Source organism: Nocardia sp. NBC_00508 (assembly GCF_036346875.1).
Lineage (GTDB): Bacteria > Actinomycetota > Actinomycetes > Mycobacteriales > Mycobacteriaceae > Nocardia.
In genome coordinates, this window is the sequence record NZ_CP107852.1 from 1,923,458 (window position 1) to 1,939,600 (window position 16,143).

At 67.0% G+C, this 16,143-nt stretch carries 18 protein-coding genes; 8 read left to right on the forward strand and 10 right to left on the reverse strand.

The window, feature by feature from the left end:
- Nucleotides 1-9: 9 nt before the first annotated feature.
- A complete protein-coding gene (locus tag OHA40_RS08615; protein ID WP_330232539.1) occupies nucleotides 10-651 on the reverse strand; it encodes a mycothiol-dependent nitroreductase Rv2466c family protein in 642 nt (213 codons plus the stop codon).
- Between the two features lie 174 nt (nucleotides 652-825).
- Here OHA40_RS08615 and OHA40_RS08620 point away from each other — a divergent pair, with 174 nt between their 5' ends.
- The 4 genes from OHA40_RS08620 to OHA40_RS08635 all read left to right on the forward strand — a co-directional run bounded on the left by OHA40_RS08620 (nucleotide 826) and on the right by OHA40_RS08635 (nucleotide 4,471).
- A complete protein-coding gene (locus OHA40_RS08620) occupies nucleotides 826-2,058 on the forward strand; it encodes an NAD(P)/FAD-dependent oxidoreductase (RefSeq protein ID WP_330232540.1) in 1,233 nt (410 codons plus the stop codon).
- 107 nt (nucleotides 2,059-2,165) lie between these two features.
- The gene (locus tag OHA40_RS08625; RefSeq protein ID WP_330232541.1) at nucleotides 2,166-2,585 is read left to right on the forward strand and encodes a YciI family protein; all 420 of its coding nucleotides are present in this window, start codon (nucleotides 2,166-2,168) and stop codon (nucleotides 2,583-2,585) included.
- On the forward strand, nucleotides 2,582-3,826 hold the full coding sequence (locus OHA40_RS08630) for an RNA polymerase sigma factor (protein ID WP_330232542.1): 1,245 nt from the start codon (nucleotides 2,582-2,584) through the stop codon (nucleotides 3,824-3,826). Before OHA40_RS08625 ends, OHA40_RS08630 begins: the two co-directional genes overlap by 4 nt.
- 162 nt (nucleotides 3,827-3,988) lie before the next feature.
- On the forward strand, nucleotides 3,989-4,471 hold the full coding sequence (locus OHA40_RS08635) for an NUDIX domain-containing protein (protein WP_330232543.1): 483 nt from the start codon (nucleotides 3,989-3,991) through the stop codon (nucleotides 4,469-4,471).
- A gap of 436 nt (nucleotides 4,472-4,907) precedes the next feature.
- Here the strand turns inward: OHA40_RS08635 and OHA40_RS08640 are convergent, their stop codons facing one another.
- The 3 genes from OHA40_RS08640 to OHA40_RS08650 are packed head-to-tail and all read right to left on the reverse strand — an operon-like array spanning nucleotide 4,908 to nucleotide 5,820.
- On the reverse strand, nucleotides 4,908-5,408 hold the full coding sequence (locus tag OHA40_RS08640; protein WP_330232544.1) for a hypothetical protein: 501 nt from the start codon (nucleotides 5,406-5,408) through the stop codon (nucleotides 4,908-4,910).
- A 26-nt stretch (nucleotides 5,409-5,434) separates the two neighbouring features.
- The gene (locus tag OHA40_RS08645; protein WP_330232545.1) at nucleotides 5,435-5,605 is read right to left on the reverse strand and encodes a hypothetical protein; all 171 of its coding nucleotides are present in this window, start codon (nucleotides 5,603-5,605) and stop codon (nucleotides 5,435-5,437) included.
- Nucleotides 5,602-5,820, reverse strand: coding sequence for a hypothetical protein (locus OHA40_RS08650; protein ID WP_330232546.1), 219 nt, complete (start codon nucleotides 5,818-5,820; stop codon nucleotides 5,602-5,604). The genes OHA40_RS08645 and OHA40_RS08650 overlap by 4 nt, the downstream gene beginning before the upstream one ends.
- A gap of 222 nt (nucleotides 5,821-6,042) precedes the next feature.
- On the opposite strand from OHA40_RS08650, the gene OHA40_RS08655 reads away from it, so the two are divergent.
- Nucleotides 6,043-6,390, forward strand: coding sequence for a hypothetical protein (locus OHA40_RS08655; protein ID WP_330232547.1), 348 nt, complete (start codon nucleotides 6,043-6,045; stop codon nucleotides 6,388-6,390).
- Here the strand turns inward: OHA40_RS08655 and OHA40_RS08660 are convergent.
- A complete protein-coding gene (locus tag OHA40_RS08660; protein ID WP_330230074.1) occupies nucleotides 6,363-7,598 on the reverse strand; it encodes an IS110 family transposase in 1,236 nt (411 codons plus the stop codon). The two genes, OHA40_RS08655 and OHA40_RS08660, sit on opposite strands and share 28 nt — an antisense overlap.
- 242 nt (nucleotides 7,599-7,840) lie before the next feature.
- On the opposite strand from OHA40_RS08660, the gene OHA40_RS08665 reads away from it, so the two are divergent.
- Nucleotides 7,841-8,365, forward strand: a complete 525-nt coding sequence (locus tag OHA40_RS08665) for a DUF6879 family protein (protein WP_330232548.1) — start codon at nucleotides 7,841-7,843, stop codon at nucleotides 8,363-8,365.
- The gene (locus OHA40_RS08670; protein ID WP_330232549.1) at nucleotides 8,362-9,198 is read left to right on the forward strand and encodes a helix-turn-helix domain-containing protein; all 837 of its coding nucleotides are present in this window, start codon (nucleotides 8,362-8,364) and stop codon (nucleotides 9,196-9,198) included. The genes OHA40_RS08665 and OHA40_RS08670 overlap by 4 nt, the downstream gene beginning before the upstream one ends.
- A 26-nt stretch (nucleotides 9,199-9,224) precedes the next feature.
- On the opposite strand, the gene OHA40_RS08675 is transcribed toward OHA40_RS08670, so the two are convergent.
- Entirely contained in the window at nucleotides 9,225-10,061 is an 837-nt protein-coding gene (locus OHA40_RS08675; protein ID WP_330232550.1) for a phosphoribosylaminoimidazolesuccinocarboxamide synthase, read from the reverse strand.
- 190 nt (nucleotides 10,062-10,251) lie between these two features.
- Here OHA40_RS08675 and pepN point away from each other — a divergent pair, with 190 nt between their 5' ends.
- Nucleotides 10,252-12,834: an aminopeptidase N gene (gene pepN, locus OHA40_RS08680; RefSeq protein WP_330232551.1), complete on the forward strand. Its 2,583-nt coding sequence runs from the start codon at nucleotides 10,252-10,254 to the stop codon at nucleotides 12,832-12,834.
- Nucleotides 12,835-13,086: 252 nt separating this feature from the next.
- Here the strand turns inward: pepN and OHA40_RS08685 are convergent, their stop codons facing one another.
- The 4 genes from OHA40_RS08685 to OHA40_RS08700 form a co-directional block, all read right to left on the reverse strand.
- On the reverse strand, nucleotides 13,087-13,551 hold the full coding sequence (locus tag OHA40_RS08685) for a DUF5130 domain-containing protein (protein WP_330232552.1): 465 nt from the start codon (nucleotides 13,549-13,551) through the stop codon (nucleotides 13,087-13,089).
- Nucleotides 13,538-13,816 carry an aa3-type cytochrome oxidase subunit CtaJ gene (ctaJ, locus tag OHA40_RS08690; RefSeq protein WP_330232553.1) on the reverse strand — a complete coding sequence of 93 codons (279 nt, stop codon included), beginning with the start codon at nucleotides 13,814-13,816 and terminating at the stop codon, nucleotides 13,538-13,540. The genes OHA40_RS08685 and ctaJ overlap by 14 nt, the downstream gene beginning before the upstream one ends.
- A 105-nt stretch (nucleotides 13,817-13,921) precedes the next feature.
- A complete protein-coding gene (locus tag OHA40_RS08695) occupies nucleotides 13,922-15,535 on the reverse strand; it encodes a glycoside hydrolase family 13 protein (RefSeq protein ID WP_330232554.1) in 1,614 nt (537 codons plus the stop codon).
- Between the two features lie 75 nt (nucleotides 15,536-15,610).
- Entirely contained in the window at nucleotides 15,611-16,015 is a 405-nt protein-coding gene (locus OHA40_RS08700; RefSeq protein WP_330232555.1) for a globin, read from the reverse strand.
- Nucleotides 16,016-16,143 lie beyond the last annotated feature (128 nt).

The window sequence follows — 16,143 nt, forward strand, 5'->3', positions numbered from 1 at the left end:
CCGCGGTACTCAGTCGAACGACGGATCTTCGGTTCGCGTCCGCTTCAACTCGAAGAAGTGCGGGTAGGACGCCAGCGCAACGGCGCCGTCCCACAGCTTGCCCGCTTCCTCGCCCCGCGGAATGCGAGACAGGACCGGGCCGAAGAACGCCGTCCCGTTGATGTGGATGGTCGGGGTCCCGACGTCCGGTCCCACCTTGTCCATGCCCGCGTGGTGGCTCTTGCGCAGAGCCTCGTCGTACTCGGTGCTCTCGGCGGCCGCGGCCAGTTCCGCCGGCAGACCGACCTCGGCGAGCGAGTCGGCGATCACCGCGGCGAGCTTCTCCTTACGAGTCTCGCGTTGGTACTCGTCGCGCCGGTTGTGGATACGCGTGCCCATCGCGGTGTACAGCGGCGACAGCACCTTCTCGCCGTGCTCTTGCGCCGCCGCGATCGCGACGCGGACCGGCGCCCAGCCCGTGTCCAGCAGTTCCTGGTATTGCGGAGGCACCTCCTTGCCCCCGTTCAGCACCGAGAGGCTCATCACGTGGAACCGGACTTCGATGTCCCTGACCTGCTCGACCTCGAGGATCCAGCGAGAGGTGATCCAACACCAGGGGCAGAGCGGGTCGAACCAGAAATCGGCGACGTCCTTGGTGGCTTTGTCAGTCACGGGGGCTTCCTCTCGATCGCATGCTGGCGCGCGGCGCACAGCTCGCCGCCTTCCGAGCAACCACACCGGCGCGCGATTCGTTCCCGCCCGGCGCGCCGTTTTCCAGAGCCGCCCACCCGGCTGCCAGTAGGGTGATCGGCAGGAGCTTGGTTCCCTTCGGAGAAGGAGTCCGCGATGAGTTCTGACCAGCGTTTCGTCATCGTCGGCGGCGGACTGGCTGCGGCCAAGGTCGCGGAAGCGTTGCGGGACAAGGACTTCGACGGAACTGTGACGCTGATCGGCGCCGAGGAACACCTCCCCTACCACCGGCCGCCGCTGTCGAAGGAGCATCTCGCCGGCAAGAAGGCATTCGGCGAGTTCCTCGTGCAGCCCGCCCAGTGGTACCGCGACCACCACGTCGATGTACGTCTCGGCACCACGGTCACCGGACTCGACCCCGCGGCGAAGACGGTCACCCTGCCGGACAGTTCGACGCTGCCCTACGACAAACTCGCGCTCGCCACCGGCTCGACGCCGCGCACCCTGTCCATTCCCGGCGCCGACGCACCCAACGTCTACACGCTGCGCACCATCGAGGGCTCCGACACGCTGATCGAGCTGTTCAACGGCACCCGCCGGATGGTCATCATCGGGGCGGGGTGGATCGGTCTCGAGGTCGCGGCCGCGGCGCGTGCGGCGGGCGTCGAGGTGACCATCGTCGAACTCGGTGACTTGCCACTGCGGGCGGCGCTCGGGCCGGAGATGGGCCAGGTATTCGCCGACCTGCACCGGGCCAACGGTGTGGATTTCCGCTTCGGCGCGCAGGTCGAGTCGATCACCACCGAGGACGCCATCGCCACCGCGGTCGCCAACGGTGTCCGGCTCGCCGATGGCAGCACGATCGAAGCCGACGCGGTGCTGGTCGCGGTCGGCGCGCGCCCGAACGTGGAGCTGGCCGCCGACGCCGGGCTCGCCGTGGACGACGGCGTGCTCGTCGACGAACGCCTGGTCACCAGCGATCCGGACATCGTCGCGGTCGGCGACATCGCCGCCCATCGGCACCCCGTCCTGGACCGGCGGATCCGCGTGGAGCACTGGGCGAACGCACTCAACCAGCCTGCGGTCGCCGCCGCGACCATGCTCGGCAAAGAGGCCGCCTACGAGCGGCTGCCCTACTTCTTCACCGATCAATACGACCTGGGCATGGAGTACACCGGGTACGCCGCGCCGGGCGAGTACGCCAGGGTCACCGTGCGCGGTGACCTGGCGGCCCGCGAGTTCGTGGCGTTCTGGCTGGACGCGGACAACCGGGTGCTCGCCGGAATGAACGTGAACGTCTGGGACGTGACCGACCGGATCAAAGAACTGATCCTGGCGGGCGAGCCCGTGGATCCGGATCGGCTCGCCGACACCACGACGGCACTGTGACGTGTATCACGCGGTGAATGTGTCGAATCCGTGCGCCGGGCACCGACCTCATCGCGGACGCACCAGGCGTTCCACGCGGCCGAGCGCCGGAGGAGAGGAAACGAACGGTGAAGTACATGCTGTTGAAGACCTACGGGCCCACAAGCTTCTGCGACACACCGATCAACGAATGGTCGCCGGAAGAGATCCAAGCGCACATAGACTTCCAGCGCGCGCTCGGTGCGCAGCTCGCCGAGTCGGGCGAGCTGGTGGACGCGCAGGGGTTGGCCGGGCCGAGCGAGGCGCGGGTGGTCAGTTCGGACGGGCGGTCGGCGCCGGTGATCACCGACGGGCCGTTTCCGGAGACCAAGGAGTTCCTGGCCGGGTACTGGCTCGTCGACGTGGACAGCCCCGAACGGGCCTGCGAGATCGCCGCGCAGGCCTCCGCCGCACCCGGCCCCGGCGGTAAACCGATTGGCGAGTACATCGAAGTCCGCGCGGTGATGGGCGCCCCCGGGTGGCGAGGCCGGGACGCCACCGAGCAGTGAGCGACCGGCGTGCGGTGCCCGACGACACACCGCTCCCGGCGAGCACCGAGGACCTGCTGCGCACACTGGCGCCGCAGGTCCTCGGAACGCTCGTCCGCCGGTTCGGCGATTTCGACACCGCCGAGGACGCATTGCAGGAAGCCCTGCTCGCGGCCGCGACCCAATGGGTCGAGCACGGCCTGCCGGATCATCCGCGCGCCTGGCTGACCCAGGTGGCGCAGCGGCGCATGGCCGACGCGGTGCGCGCGGAGGTGGCCCGGCGGCGCAGGGAGGCCACCGCGTCCGACCGCGAGGTGACCGGCGCCGTCCCGGTCGACCATGACGACACGCTCACCATGCTGTTCCTGTGCTGCCACCCGACGCTGTCCCCGGCCGCCGCCATCGCACTCACGTTGCGCGCGGTCGGTGGGCTCGGCACCGAACAGATCGCCCGCGCCTTCCTGCTGCCGGAAGCAACCATGGCGCAACGGATCACGCGGGCGAAGAAGAAACTGGCCTCCGTGGAGCGGCCTTTCGCGCGGCTCGATGACGATCAGTGGCGTGAGCGGCTCGGCGCGGTCCTGCACGTGCTGTACCTGATCTTCAACGAGGGACACACCAGCAGCTCGGGACCGGCCCTGCAACGCACGGACCTGTCCGAGGAGGCGATCCGGCTCACCAGGGCGGTGCGCCGGCTCCTGCCCGAGGATCCGGAGGTCACCGGGTTGCTTGCACTGATGCTGCTCACCGACGCCCGCCGCGCGGCACGCAGCGGCGCACACGGGGAGCTGATCCCGCTGGCCGAACAGAACCGCGCGCAGTGGGACCGGGCGCTGATCACCGAGGGAACCACGCTGATCACCGGCACCCTGGCCGGTGGCCTGCGCGGGCCCTACCAGATCCAGGCCGCCATCGCAGTTCTGCACGCCCAGGCCGCCCGCGTCGAGGACACCGAATGGACCACGATCCTGGCACTGTACGACCGGCTCGAGCAGTGCACCGACAACCCGATGGTGACGCTCAACCGTGCGGTGGCCACGGCCATGGTGGCGGGGCCCGAAGCAGGCCTCGCACTTGCCGAAACACTCGATGACCAACTCACCGGCACACACCGCCTCGACGCGGTGCGCGGTCATCTGCATGAGATGGCAGGCGATGTCGACGCCGCGATCACCCACTACGCCAGTGCCGCCGCCCGCACGACCAGCATCCCCGAACGCGACTACCTGACCATCCGCGCCGCGCGTCTGCGCTGTGTTTGATTTGCAGCGCCTGCAGTGGTGACGGCAGCAGGCACGGTTGGCCGTTCCAGGGCTGTGCTCGATTCGATCGGCAGGGCTGGCGGTGCCGCGGCTTCGACTGGGGACGGGGACACGAGCGGGCTGGGGCATGTAGCCGACTGCGGCCGAGGCAGACTACGCGGTGTGGCAGACAAACACAGTGCGGGCGTCCTGCTGTTTCGCCGAAGTACGGCCGGTGCGGTCGAGGTTTTGCTCGGGCACATGGGCGGGCCGTTCTGGACGCGAAAAGACCTGGGCGCGTGGTCGATTCCCAAGGGCGAGTACGAGCCGGAGACCGAGGACGCGCGCGTTGCGGCAAGCCGCGAGTTCACCGAAGAGCTCGGTCTCCCGGTTCCCGATGGCGCGTGGGTACCGCTGGGCGAGGTGCGCTACGGCAGCGGCAAGGGAAAGAAGATCCTCACCGCCTGGGCTGTCGAGGGCGACGTGGACCCCGCCGAGGTCGTGCCGGGAACCTTCCAGCTGGAGTGGCCGCCGCACTCGGGCCGGTTCGTGGACTTCCCGGAAATCGATCGCGCCGAGTGGTTCGACCCGGCCACCGCGCGGGACAAGCTGGTCGCGGGCCAGCGGCCCTATCTGGACCGGCTGACCGAGCACCTGGCGGGCTGACCGGCCGCTACGCCCAGCCTTCCTGGCGGCACATGCTTCAACGTCGAGCCTCCGAATCCATACTGGTGAACGCAAACTCGCCACGCCAAACCGGGGCGTACTTCGGTCACGGCTGTATGGCGTACGAGCTTGGTTCCGTCAGATTCCGAGAGACGCGACCATCCAGTTCCGGGCTGCCTCGAGATCGTTGCGGGGGATGGCGCGGGTTGCGCACGTCGGCTTGCTCACCCATCGCCGTGACCGCCACCCGATCATGGGTCGCACTGTCCACCACCCCATCTCGCGAAGCAGCATGTGGCCCCCACCCGTGTACCGCGTGTTCAGCCATCGCCGGGATCGTGGTCGCGTCGCCGCCCTCCACAGACCGGTCAGGTGATCGCGCATGGTAACCGGACCGTCGTAGTCGGCGTGCCGCCGTCCGTTCGGCAATCGCATGTCATCCGCCTATTTTGCAGTCGTCGGCCGAAACATCTCGCGTACCGGATATGGTCTCGATCGGGCCGTATGGCCTGCCCTGGATCGTACCCACGACCTGGGCATACATACGCCACTTCCCCGGCACACACGGAGCAGTGGCGGTGTGAGTCCGGCGCGACCACGGCACCAGCCTGGTTCGTACGTGCTCGCCAACGGATTCCCACTGGCCCGAGTTACTGAGCCGCTGCAAGCTCAGGTAGTAGTCATGCGTGAGACCAGGGTCGCCGTCGCGGGGAATGTCGCATTTCGCCCATGCGTCTGCATGAACCTCCGGCCGTATGATCGTCGGCTTTGAGAAGATGAATCCGTTGTCACACAGCTGTCTTCGCGCATCGATCACCAGCGGCCCGCTGGGACTGGCGTTCGCGATAGTGCTGCCTGCGCCGGAAATCAGCATCGCGCCGAGCGCTGCGACGCTGATGCTCAGCCGAGAAATGTTGTTACGCAACGTCTTCTCCATTTCAAATAGCCTGACCAGCGGGCCGATCAGTACTCCCGTGCCGCATCGGGCTTCATCCGGCCCGTGTCCTCGCGTTCGATCCGTTCGCGGATTCCCCTGACGGTCCGGTCCTTCGGTCTCCGCTCAGGCCAGAACACCGCTGCGGCGAACACCGCCAGCGGAACCCCGATCGCGATGAACCATCCGAGCGTGATCACGGCAGGTCTCGGAGCAGTCGCAGCACACGCCCGGACAGTTCGGCGTCGGCAGGCTCGAACGGGCTACCCGGGGGATCTATCTCGGCAGCACCCGGAACCCGTTGCGGCAGAGTACGCAACTCCAGATACACAGCGCCGTCGTCGTAGGTGTCTTCGTAGTCGGCGACCTCCAACAGTCCGCCGTCGAACACGACAACCCTCGTACGCCTGTCCATCGCGACCCCTCCTAGGCAGTTGGTAGGCACCCCGTGACCGGTTGGGCGTCACATGTCACGGGGGCCAGCTCAGAACGCTAAGGAGTCAAGACCGGCCGTAGCCAGGAACTTGGCGGAACTTGGCGGAAGTTCGTTGTACCGGCCGCACAGCGGGTCCATCTGCGGGACGATGAGAGAGGCAGACGCCAAACAACGTCATACCAATAGACGGCAGTTACGACGATGAAATTAGTGTTCCTGGGCAGTGGCGGATCGGACTCCGGGGGTTGCCCAACCCTCTACACCACCGAAAGAGGTACCTACCTAGCACAAGGATGGATCACGGACACACCAGGCACCATCGAGATACCACACTTGCTACTCGGCTTCTTGGAGCCGGACACCTTCATCGGCGCGACCATGACCGATACCGGCAGGGGCACCTTCCTTGTGTCCGGCAAATCGGTGACCGACGCCGAAGCGCTGGCACAGATGGACATCTACCCTGGCGAAACCGCCATAGAGGTGCCGAAGCAAGAAAGACATCCCAGGAGGCTTGAATGTCAAGCAATAGCCTTCTCGCCCAGGTGAGGCCAGGCGGTGGCCTCGTTGTAGTGAGTGCCGGTTTTGAGGCAGCCGTGCAGGATGCCGACGAGTCGGTTGGCGAGCTGGCGCAGGGCGGGGTTGTGGCCGACGCCGCGGGCTCGCTGCCGGTCGTAGTAGGCGCGGGCACCCGGGGACCACAACAACGCGGAGAATGCCTGTGTTGTGAGGGCGTCGATGAGCCGGTCGTTGTGCACGAACCGGGCCAGAGCGACTTTCTTCTTGCCCGACGCGCGGGTGATCGGGGAGGTGCCCGCGTAGTTCTTGCGGGCCTTGGCGCTGGCGTAGCGGTCGGGGTCATCACCGAACTCTGCGAGCACCCGGGCACCGAGGACCGGCCCCAAACCTGGTTGGGACAAGATGATGTCAGCGGCCGGGTGCTTGGAAAAATGGGCCTCGACCTGCCCTTGCAGAGTCTTGATCTGGGTGTTGAGGACGGTCAGAACCGCCAGCAGCGCCTGCACCGAGGCAGCGTAGGCATCGGTGACGACCTCGGGTTGGCCGAGCTGGTCGGAGCGCAACGCGGTCTGGATCGCGGCGGCTTTGTCCGCGACGTTGCGGCGGCGCGCCCGCTTCAACGCGGCGCTGATCTGGGCGATCGTCAGTCGGGCTGCCTGGGTCGGGGTGGGTGCCTTGGCGAGCAGCTCAAGGGTGTCAGCGGCGTCGAGGTCGTCGAAGGCGGCCAGCGCCGCGGGGAAATAGTCACCCAGCGCGTGCCGCAGCCGCTGGGTGTGGCGAGTGCGTTCCCAGATCATCGTCTTATGGATGCGGGCCACCACCTTCACCGCCTCCGCACGCGCGGAATCCCCAGCGACAGACCGCAGTTCATGCGAGTGGGTGCGGACCATATCCGCCAGCACGTGCGCGTCGCCGGCGTCGCTCTTGGCGCCGGAGACCCCCAACCGGTCACGGAATCGGGCCGCCTGCAACGGATTCACCGCCAGCACCGTGTATCCCGCGGCGACCAGCGCCCCAACCCAGGGACCCCGGTCGGTCTCGATCCCGATCAGCACTTCGGCCTCATCGACGTCGTCGCCGACCAGATCCCCGATGATCGCGTGCAACCTGCCCATCCCGGCCACCCCCGCAGGAAGGCGCGCCTTGGCCAGACGGCGACCGGAGCCATCCATCACCTCCACATCGTGATGATCCTGAGCCCAGTCGTCTCCTACGAACAGTCGCAATGGTCCTCCCATTCTCGATGCCGATCACCGTCGAGCAGCCAGCGAGAGAACCATCAGCGACCTAATCAAGCAGTGCTCACATCACCACGAACGGGCACGACATCCCAGCAGCGATCAACTCTCCCGACCTACCGGCAGGGGCACAGTCTTTCTTCAGGACTCAACGTCCAGGACGCACGAGTGCTCACCTACCGGTCGGCTACCACCAAGGAGTTTGCCGGATGGCTCACTCCCCGAACTGATTAGGACGTTTTATGGCAATGCTGCTGCGGCCTAACGATGAGCCGGACCTGTGGCCGAAGCTGTTCCATGAGCTGAAGCGGGATGCGTTCCACCTGGAAGTCCGCGATGCTTACCACGTAGCCGACGAGGATTCCCGGATACGCGCGTTCCTCGCTGGCGAACCAGCGCCGTACACACGGACGCCGTGGCAAGACCTCATGCAGAAGACGACCGGCAGGGGTGTGACCGTGAGCCGTGTCCGGGTGGTTACCGAACCACTCTCGGACTATCAGCGGTGGTTGCTGTCGGTCACCGGCTACAACGTCGAAGCAGGTGAGGATATTCGGTACGTGGCAAGGAACCTTGCCGGAGAGGTACCTCCGGACGACTGGTGGCTTCTGGACGGAGAGCGAGTTGTCTACAACCTCACCGATCCGATCGGGGCACCGGCCGGGCTGGCGGTAACCACAGACCGCGGAATCGTCGCGTACTGCCAAGAGGTACGCGAACGGCTCTGGAAGCTGGCAATCCCGTACGCGGAGTATGCCCAGCGGTGACAAGCTCCGTTCACGAAGCACGTCGAGCCCTCGGGGCAACCCTCCGGGGGCTTCGTCGTGATGCCGGGTTGTCCGGCCGTCAGCTTGCGTCTCTCGCTGGCTGGCATGAGTCCGTGGTGTCAAAGATCGAAACCGGGGACCGTAGCCCCACAGAAGCGCATCTAAGGGCCTACTGCCGCCACACAGGCAACGAGGCTCAACTACCCGACCTGATAGCCACCCTGCGGAACGTCCAGGCCGCGTACATGGAGTGGCGCAAGGTGCTCGGCACCGGCACCAAGCGACGACAGCATCAAGCGGTGAGGCTGGCTGAAGAGTCCCAACTCATGCGGATCTTTCAGCCGAACATCATCCCTGGGATACTCCAAACTGCGGAATACGCTGCGGCAGTGCTCCGCCGATATATCGACTTCTACCGGGTGCCAGACGACTTGGACGAAGGCGTAGCGAAACGCCTCGAACGACAACAACTTCTGTACAAAGGGAACCATCGGTTCCATATCTTGGTAGGCGAGCAAGCCTTGCAGACCACGGTCGGCGGTGACTCGGTCATGGTCGGTCAGCTGGACCGGCTCCTCGCCGTCATCGGATTACCCAGGGTTCTGCTCGGTATTGTCCCGGCGCAGGCAGAATTACCAATGCAAGTTACCAACTTCGTAATGTTCGATGAACGAATGGTTCTGGTCGAAGCGGCCACAGCGGAATTGACGATCACTCAGCCGAGGGAAATTGCAATCTATGGTCGGTTGTTCGGCGAACTCGCTGAATTGTCGGTAACCGGCGAAGCGGCACGGGAGTTGATCCGTGCTGCACTCGACCGCCGACGACCGTAGGCTATTCATCCCTTGGCGGTACGGACTCATCGCGGAACGCCCGTCCAGGTCCGGCCGGTGATGAGCTCGTAGGCCTCCACGTACTTCTGGCGCGTCGCCGCGACCACCTCGGCGGGGATCTCCGGGCCGGGCGGCTCCTTGTCCCAGCCGGTGGAGGTGGCCCAGTCGCGGACGAACTGCTTGTCGAACGAGCGCTGCCCACGGCCCGGTTCCCATTCGGCGGCGGGCCAGAAACGCGACGAATCCGAGGTGAGCACCTCGTCACCGAGGGTGAGGACGTCTCCGTCCCAGCCGAATTCGACCTTGGTGTCGGCGACGATGACGCCGCGTTCGGCGGCATGCGCCGCACCGCGGGCGTAGATGTGCAGGGTCAGCTCGCGCAGCCGCTCGGCGACCTCGCGACCCTCCTGGTTCACCACGTCCGCGAAAGTGATCGACTCGTCGTGTCCCTCGGATGCTTTGGTGGTCGGCGTGAAGATCGGCTCGGGCAGCTTGTCCCCCTCACGCAGTCCCGGCGGCAGCGCCACCCCGGACACCGAGCCCGTCCGCCGGTACTCCGCCAGACCCGACCCGGTCAGATAACCGCGCGCAATGCACTCCACCTGCACCATCTTCAGCGGCTTGACCCGAATGCCGCGGCCGGCGAACTCGGCGGGCACGTCGGTGGCGGAGACCACGTGGTTCGGCACGTCGGTGAAGTACTCGAACCACCAGTTCGACAACTGCGTCAGCAGCGCGCCCTTGTCCGGGATCGGCGTCGGCAAGACCACGTCGTACACCGACACTCGGTCCGAGGCGACCAGCAGCAGCGTGTCGCCGTCCTCGTACAGGTCACGCACCTTCCCGGCGTGCACATGCTTCAACGTCGAGCCTCCGAATCCGTGCTGGTGAACTGCGCTGCACCAGGCACAATACCGTCGCCCCTCGGGCACGGCCGCTAGCGGTGACGAACCGGCTCACCGAGGTCGGCCTGGAAAGTCCCGCGCGGCCTGCCGCACCGAGATGGCATTGTTGGTGGCGCACGTGCCAGTTCTTCGACCACGAAGGAGCCTTATGTCCGCACCCAACCTCACTCGTGAACAGGCGATCGAACGCGCTTCGACGGTGTCGGTCGAGAACTATCGCATCGATCTGGAACTGACCGACGGGGCGGGCAAACCTGGCGAGCAGACCTTCTCTTCCCGCAGCACCATCACCTTCACCGCGACGCCGGGCGCGAGCACGTTCATCGACATCGTGGCGCGCGGTGTGCGCTCGGCGGTGCTCAACGGCGCCGCACTGGACGTCTCCGGCTACGACGAGTCGACCGGGATCGCGCTGACCGATCTGGCCGAGCGCAACGAGCTGGTGGTGGAAGCCGACTGCGAATACTCGAACACCGGCGAGGGCCTGCACCGGTTCGTCGATCCCACCGACGACGCCGTGTACCTGTACTCGCAGTTCGAAACCGCCGACGCCAAGCGGATGTTCGCCTGCTTCGATCAGCCCGATCTGAAGGCCACCTTCGACCTCACCGTCACCGCGCCCGCGGACTGGCAGGTGGTGTCCAACAGCGCCGTCGTGGAAACGCTCGCCGCGGACCCGGGCAGGCACGTCTTCCGCACCAGCCCGAAGATGAGCACCTACCTGGTCGCGCTCATCGCGGGTCCGTACGCGCGTTGGACCGACGTCTACACCGACGAGCACGGCAGCATCCCGCTCGGCCTCTACTGCCGCGCCTCGCTGGCCGAATACATGGACGCCGAGCGGCTGTTCACCGAAACCAAACAGGGCTTCGGCTTCTATCACGGCAATTTCGGCGTCCCTTACGCGTTCGGCAAGTACGACCAGCTGTTCGTGCCGGAGTTCAACGCGGGTGCGATGGAGAACGCGGGTGCGGTGACCTTCCTGGAGGACTACGTCTTCCGGTCCAAGGTGACCCGTGCGTCCTATGAGCGCCGGGCGGAGACCGTGCTGCACGAGATGGCGCACATGTGGTTCGGTGACCTGGTCACCATGAAGTGGTGGGACGACCTGTGGCTGAACGAGTCGTTCGCCACCTTCGCCTCGGTGCTGTGCCAGTCCGAGGCCACCGAGTACGCGAACGCATGGACGACGTTCGCGAACGTGGAGAAGTCCTGGGCCTACCGGCAGGACCAGCTGCCCTCCACGCACCCGATCGCCGCGGACATCCCGGATCTCGCCGCCGTGGAGGTGAACTTCGACGGCATCACCTACGCCAAAGGCGCCAGCGTCCTGAAGCAGCTGGTCGCCTATGTGGGTCTGGAGCCGTTCCTTGCGGGGCTGCGCGCCTACTTCGCCGAGCACGCCTACGGCAACGCCACGTTCGACGACCTGCTGGCGGCGCTGGAGAAGTCGTCCGGGCGGGACCTGTCAACCTGGGGCGCCCAGTGGCTGAAGACCACGGGCCTGAACATCCTCCGCCCCGACTTCGAGGTGGACGCCGAGGGCCGATTCCGCTCGTTCGCCGTGGTTCAGGAGGGCGCCCAGCCGGGCGCGGGCGAACAGCGCGTGCACCGTCTCGCCGTCGGCGTCTACGACGATCAGGACGGAAAGCTGGTGCGCACCAAGCGCGTCGAACTCGACCTCGACGCCACCGAGCGCACCGAGGTCCCCGAGCTGGTCGGCGTGCCGCGCGGCAGGTTCGTGCTGGTCAACGATGACGACCTCACCTACTGCTCGGTCCGGCTGGACGCAGGCTCGCTCGACGTGCTGGTCAACCGCATCGCGGACATCGCCGAGCCGTTGCCGCGCACGCTCGCCTGGTCGGCGGCCTGGGAGATGACTCGCCAGGCCGAGTTCCGCGCCCGCGATTTCGTCGCGCTGATCCAGCGCGGTGTCGGCGCCGAGACCGAAATCGGTGTGGTGCAACGACTTCTGATGCAGGCCAACCTCACGCTCGGCAGCTACGCCGATCCGGCCTGGGCCGAGGCCACCGGCTGGCCGGACTACGCGAACCGGCTGCTGGAGCTCGCTCGCGAGGCCGAGTCGGGCTCAGATCACCAGCTGGCCTTCGTCAACGCGCTGACCGGCGCGAAGCTGTCGGACTGGCACACCGAGGTGCTGCGCGAACTGCTCGACGGCGACCCGGCGAAGGTCGGGCTGGCCGGCCTGGTGGTGGACACCGACCTGCGTTGGCGACTCGTGTCCGCGCTCGCGGCGGCGGGAGAGATCGACGCCGACGGCATGGAAACCCCCGTCATCGACCAGGAACTGGCCAACGACCCGACCGCCGCAGGCAAGCGCCAGGCGGCCGCCGCGGCGACGGCGCGGCCGATCGCCGAGGTGAAGCAACAGGCGTGGACGACGGTGATGGGCGACGACTCGGTGCCCAATGTCACCGCCCGCTCGATCGTCGGCGGATTCGCGCCCGCCGGACAGGGTGACCTGCTCGCCCCCTACGTGGAGCGGTATTTCGCGGAGATCCCCGGCGTCTGGGAGCGGCGCTCCAGCGAGGTCGCCCAAACCGTGGTGGTCGGCCTCTACCCGCACTGGGCGATCAGCGAGGACGCGGTGTCCGTCGCCGACAAGTTCCTCGCGGGCGACCACCCACCCGCCCTACGCCGCCTGGTGAGCGAAGGCAAGGCAGGCATCGAACGCTCGCTGCGCGCCCGCGCCTTCGACGCTCAGGGCTGAACCGGCGTCCTCGGTCGGCCCGGCGCACGCCGGGCCAACGGACAGCCGATCGACCCTCCGGGCTCGACGTGCTGGATGTGGGACCTGACAGCCGAAAGAGGGCGTGCTCATCATCGTGATGAGCACGCCCTATCCGCATTGTGCCGCCAACGCGGCTTCGATTTCCGCGCTATGTCGTTCCGGGGCAACGGAATCGCGAAATACCGCGGCGCGCCGAAACGAGTGAGCGCGCTGGTATGCGCTGGGGGTGAATCAGCGGCCGATGGCCGCGGCCATCACGCGGACCGCGGAGACCAGGCCGTCGATCAGCTGGCCCTGCCGGAACGAGCTCAGTGCCGCGGTGACGCCCAGCTGGCAGACGCGATCGTTCGCGCGGTCGGCGACGTCGCGGCCCGAGCGCACCTCGATCGCCTTCTCGTTGGGCGAGACGGCGATGAACACCGAACGCGCCGCCTCGGGCGTATCGGGGAAGATCGCGTCCGCGCCCGCGGCCGGGTCCTCGCCCAGATCCCCGATGTAGACGGTGAAGCGCACCTTGGTCGCGCGGGTCGCCTCGGTGAGCACGTTGTCCATCGTGAGCCGCTCGTGATCGTTGAACGGCGCTTCCTTGAACACATCGCCCGCCTCGTGCACGCCGGATACGCGCCCGCTGCTGGTGAGCGCGTATCCGTGCGGCAGATCGGCTTCGACCACCGCGGGCCACTTAGAACCTGCCACTTGCCCGTCCTCCGATCAGCTCCACCTCGGTGGACTCGATGGCCGCATGCTGTCCATGCGAGGTCTCTGCGATGTGGTGACCCGAGATGGTCACCTCGTCGGTAGCACTCCACAGCACTGGCGACTGGGTCCACTTCTGGCCGAGGGCGAAGTGGACCGGCTTCTCACCAGGCAGTGGCTTACCGAGAAACGACAATCCGGCGATGACGCCGTAGATCACCAGCGGAATGCCGACGAAGATCAGCACTGTCTCGAGAATGCTCACGGGTCGAAGGGTAGACGATCGTCTGTAGTAGTTCTCCGTCCGGTCGAACCCGTGGGCTGTCCGTGTCCACTTCACCGGGCCACGACCTGGGCTTTTCGATCTTGCTCAGACCAACCAGGCCGTCGCGTTCGGCGGCAGCTGGCCACCTTCGGACGGCGCGCTGGCCAGCAGCACCTCCCCCGGCGGCAGCTGGATCGGCGCGTCCGAGGCGTTGAGCACGCAGACCAGTCCGCCGGGCCGCCGGAACGCCAGACAGCCCGGCGGACTGCCGTACCACTCGATCCGGTCCCCCGAGAACTCCGGACGCAGTCGACGCAGTTCGATCGCCATGCGGTACAGCGACAGGGTGGAGCCGAGTTGCTCCAGCTGCGCTTCGACCGTCAGCCCCGCCCACTCGGGGGGAATCGGCAGCCAGGGCGCCCCGCTGGTGAACCCGAACGGCGGCACGGCGCCCTCCCAGGGCAGCGGCACCCGGCAGCCATCGCGGCCGCGCTGAATGTGCCCGGAGCGCTCCCACACCGGATCCCGCAGCGCCTCCTCCGGCAGGTCGTCCACGTTGGGCAGTCCCAGCTCGGCGCCGTTGTAGATGAACACGGCGCCGGGCAACGCGAGCTCGAGCAGGATCATCGCCCGCGCCCGCGCGACACCGACCGCGCCACCGCCGTACCGGGTGACCTCACGCTCGATGTCGTGGTTGGACAGCGTCCAGGTCGGCACGGCGAACACCGGCCCGACGGCGGCGAGCGAGTTGTCGATCGCGTCGCGCACCGCCTCGGCACCGAACCCGGACTCGGCGAGGCGGAAATTGAACGCCAGGTGCAGTTCGTCGGAGCGCACGTACTCCCCGAAGCGGGTGTTGTCGTTCACCCACACCTCGCCGATGGTCACCACGTCCGGATATTCGTCCACCACCTTGCGAATCCGGCGGTGGATCTCGTGTACCGCGGGGTTGTTGAAGCGCGGGTCGCTGTCATCGTGAGCGAGCAGCGCCGAGACGGAGAGCTCGGACATGTCGGGCAGGCCGTCGGGTTTGGCCATGCCGTGCGCGACGTCGAGCCGGAACCCGTCCACGCCACGGTTGAGCCAGAACCGCAGAGTCTGCTCGAAATCGGCGGCGACCTCGGGATCGGCCCAGTTCAGGTCGGGTTGCTCGCGGGCGAAGATGTGCAGGTACCACTGTCCGGGGGTGCCGTCGGGTTCGGTGATCCTGGTCCAGGCGGGCCCGCCGAAAATGCTCGGCCAGTTGTTCGGTGGCGCGACGCCACCGGGTCCGCGACCGTCGCGGAAGATGTACCGCTCCCGTTCCGAGCTACCGGGGCCAGCCGCCAGCGCCGCACGGAACCACGGGTGCTGATCGCTCGTGTGGTTGGGCACCAGGTCCATCGTGACCTTGAGCCTGCGGGCATGCGCCTCGGCGATCAGCGCGTCCATCGCGGCGAGACCACCGAAGAGCTGGTCGATGTCGCGCGGATCGGCGACGTCGTAGCCACCGTCGGCCATCGGGGAACGCATCACCGGACAGACCCACAGCGCGTCGACGCCGAGCAGTTCGAGGTACCCGAGCTTGTCCCGGACTCCGCCGAGATCGCCGATCCCGTCGCCGCTCGAATCCGCGAAGGACCTCGGATAAACCTGGTAGAACACGGCCGACCGCCACCACGGCTGGGTGGTGCGATCCACCGGCGCCGTTACGGCTGGTGCATCAATCACATCCGCCATAGTGCCAAAGGGCGAATGCACGACCACCACAACGCGGTCGGAAACACATCGTGGCCCTGCGCGTGTGCCCGGTTGTCAGAACGGGGCATTCACCAGCGAGTTGGCCGCCATCTCCAGGTAGTCGAGCAGCGCCTTGCGATGCTCGTCGTCGAGGGTTTCCGGCTCGACCTCCGCCACCGCGATGCGCATGCAGCGCAACCAGGCGTCGCGCTCGATCGGTCCGATGGTGAACGGCATGTGCCGCATCCGCAGCCGCGGATGTCCGCGCTCGTCGGAGTAGGTGCGCGGGCCGCCCCAGTACTGCTCGAGGAACATCCGCAACCGGCGCTCGGCCGGACCGAGGTCTTCTTCCGGGTAGAGCGGGCGCAGCACCTCGTCGGCCGCCACCTCGCGATAGAACGTCGCGATGATCCGCCGGAACGTCTCCGCCCCGCCGACCGCCTCGTAGAACGACGTCGCTGTCTGCTCGCCCGAAGTCATAGACCCTCTCGATTCACCGGATGCGCCGCTGTCCATTGTGCCCGCGTCGGCGCGCGGTTGCTCTCCCGCGGCCGCTCAGCGCCGGGAAAACGTCGCGGCTGGGCAGCTCTTCAGCCACAGTTAACCGG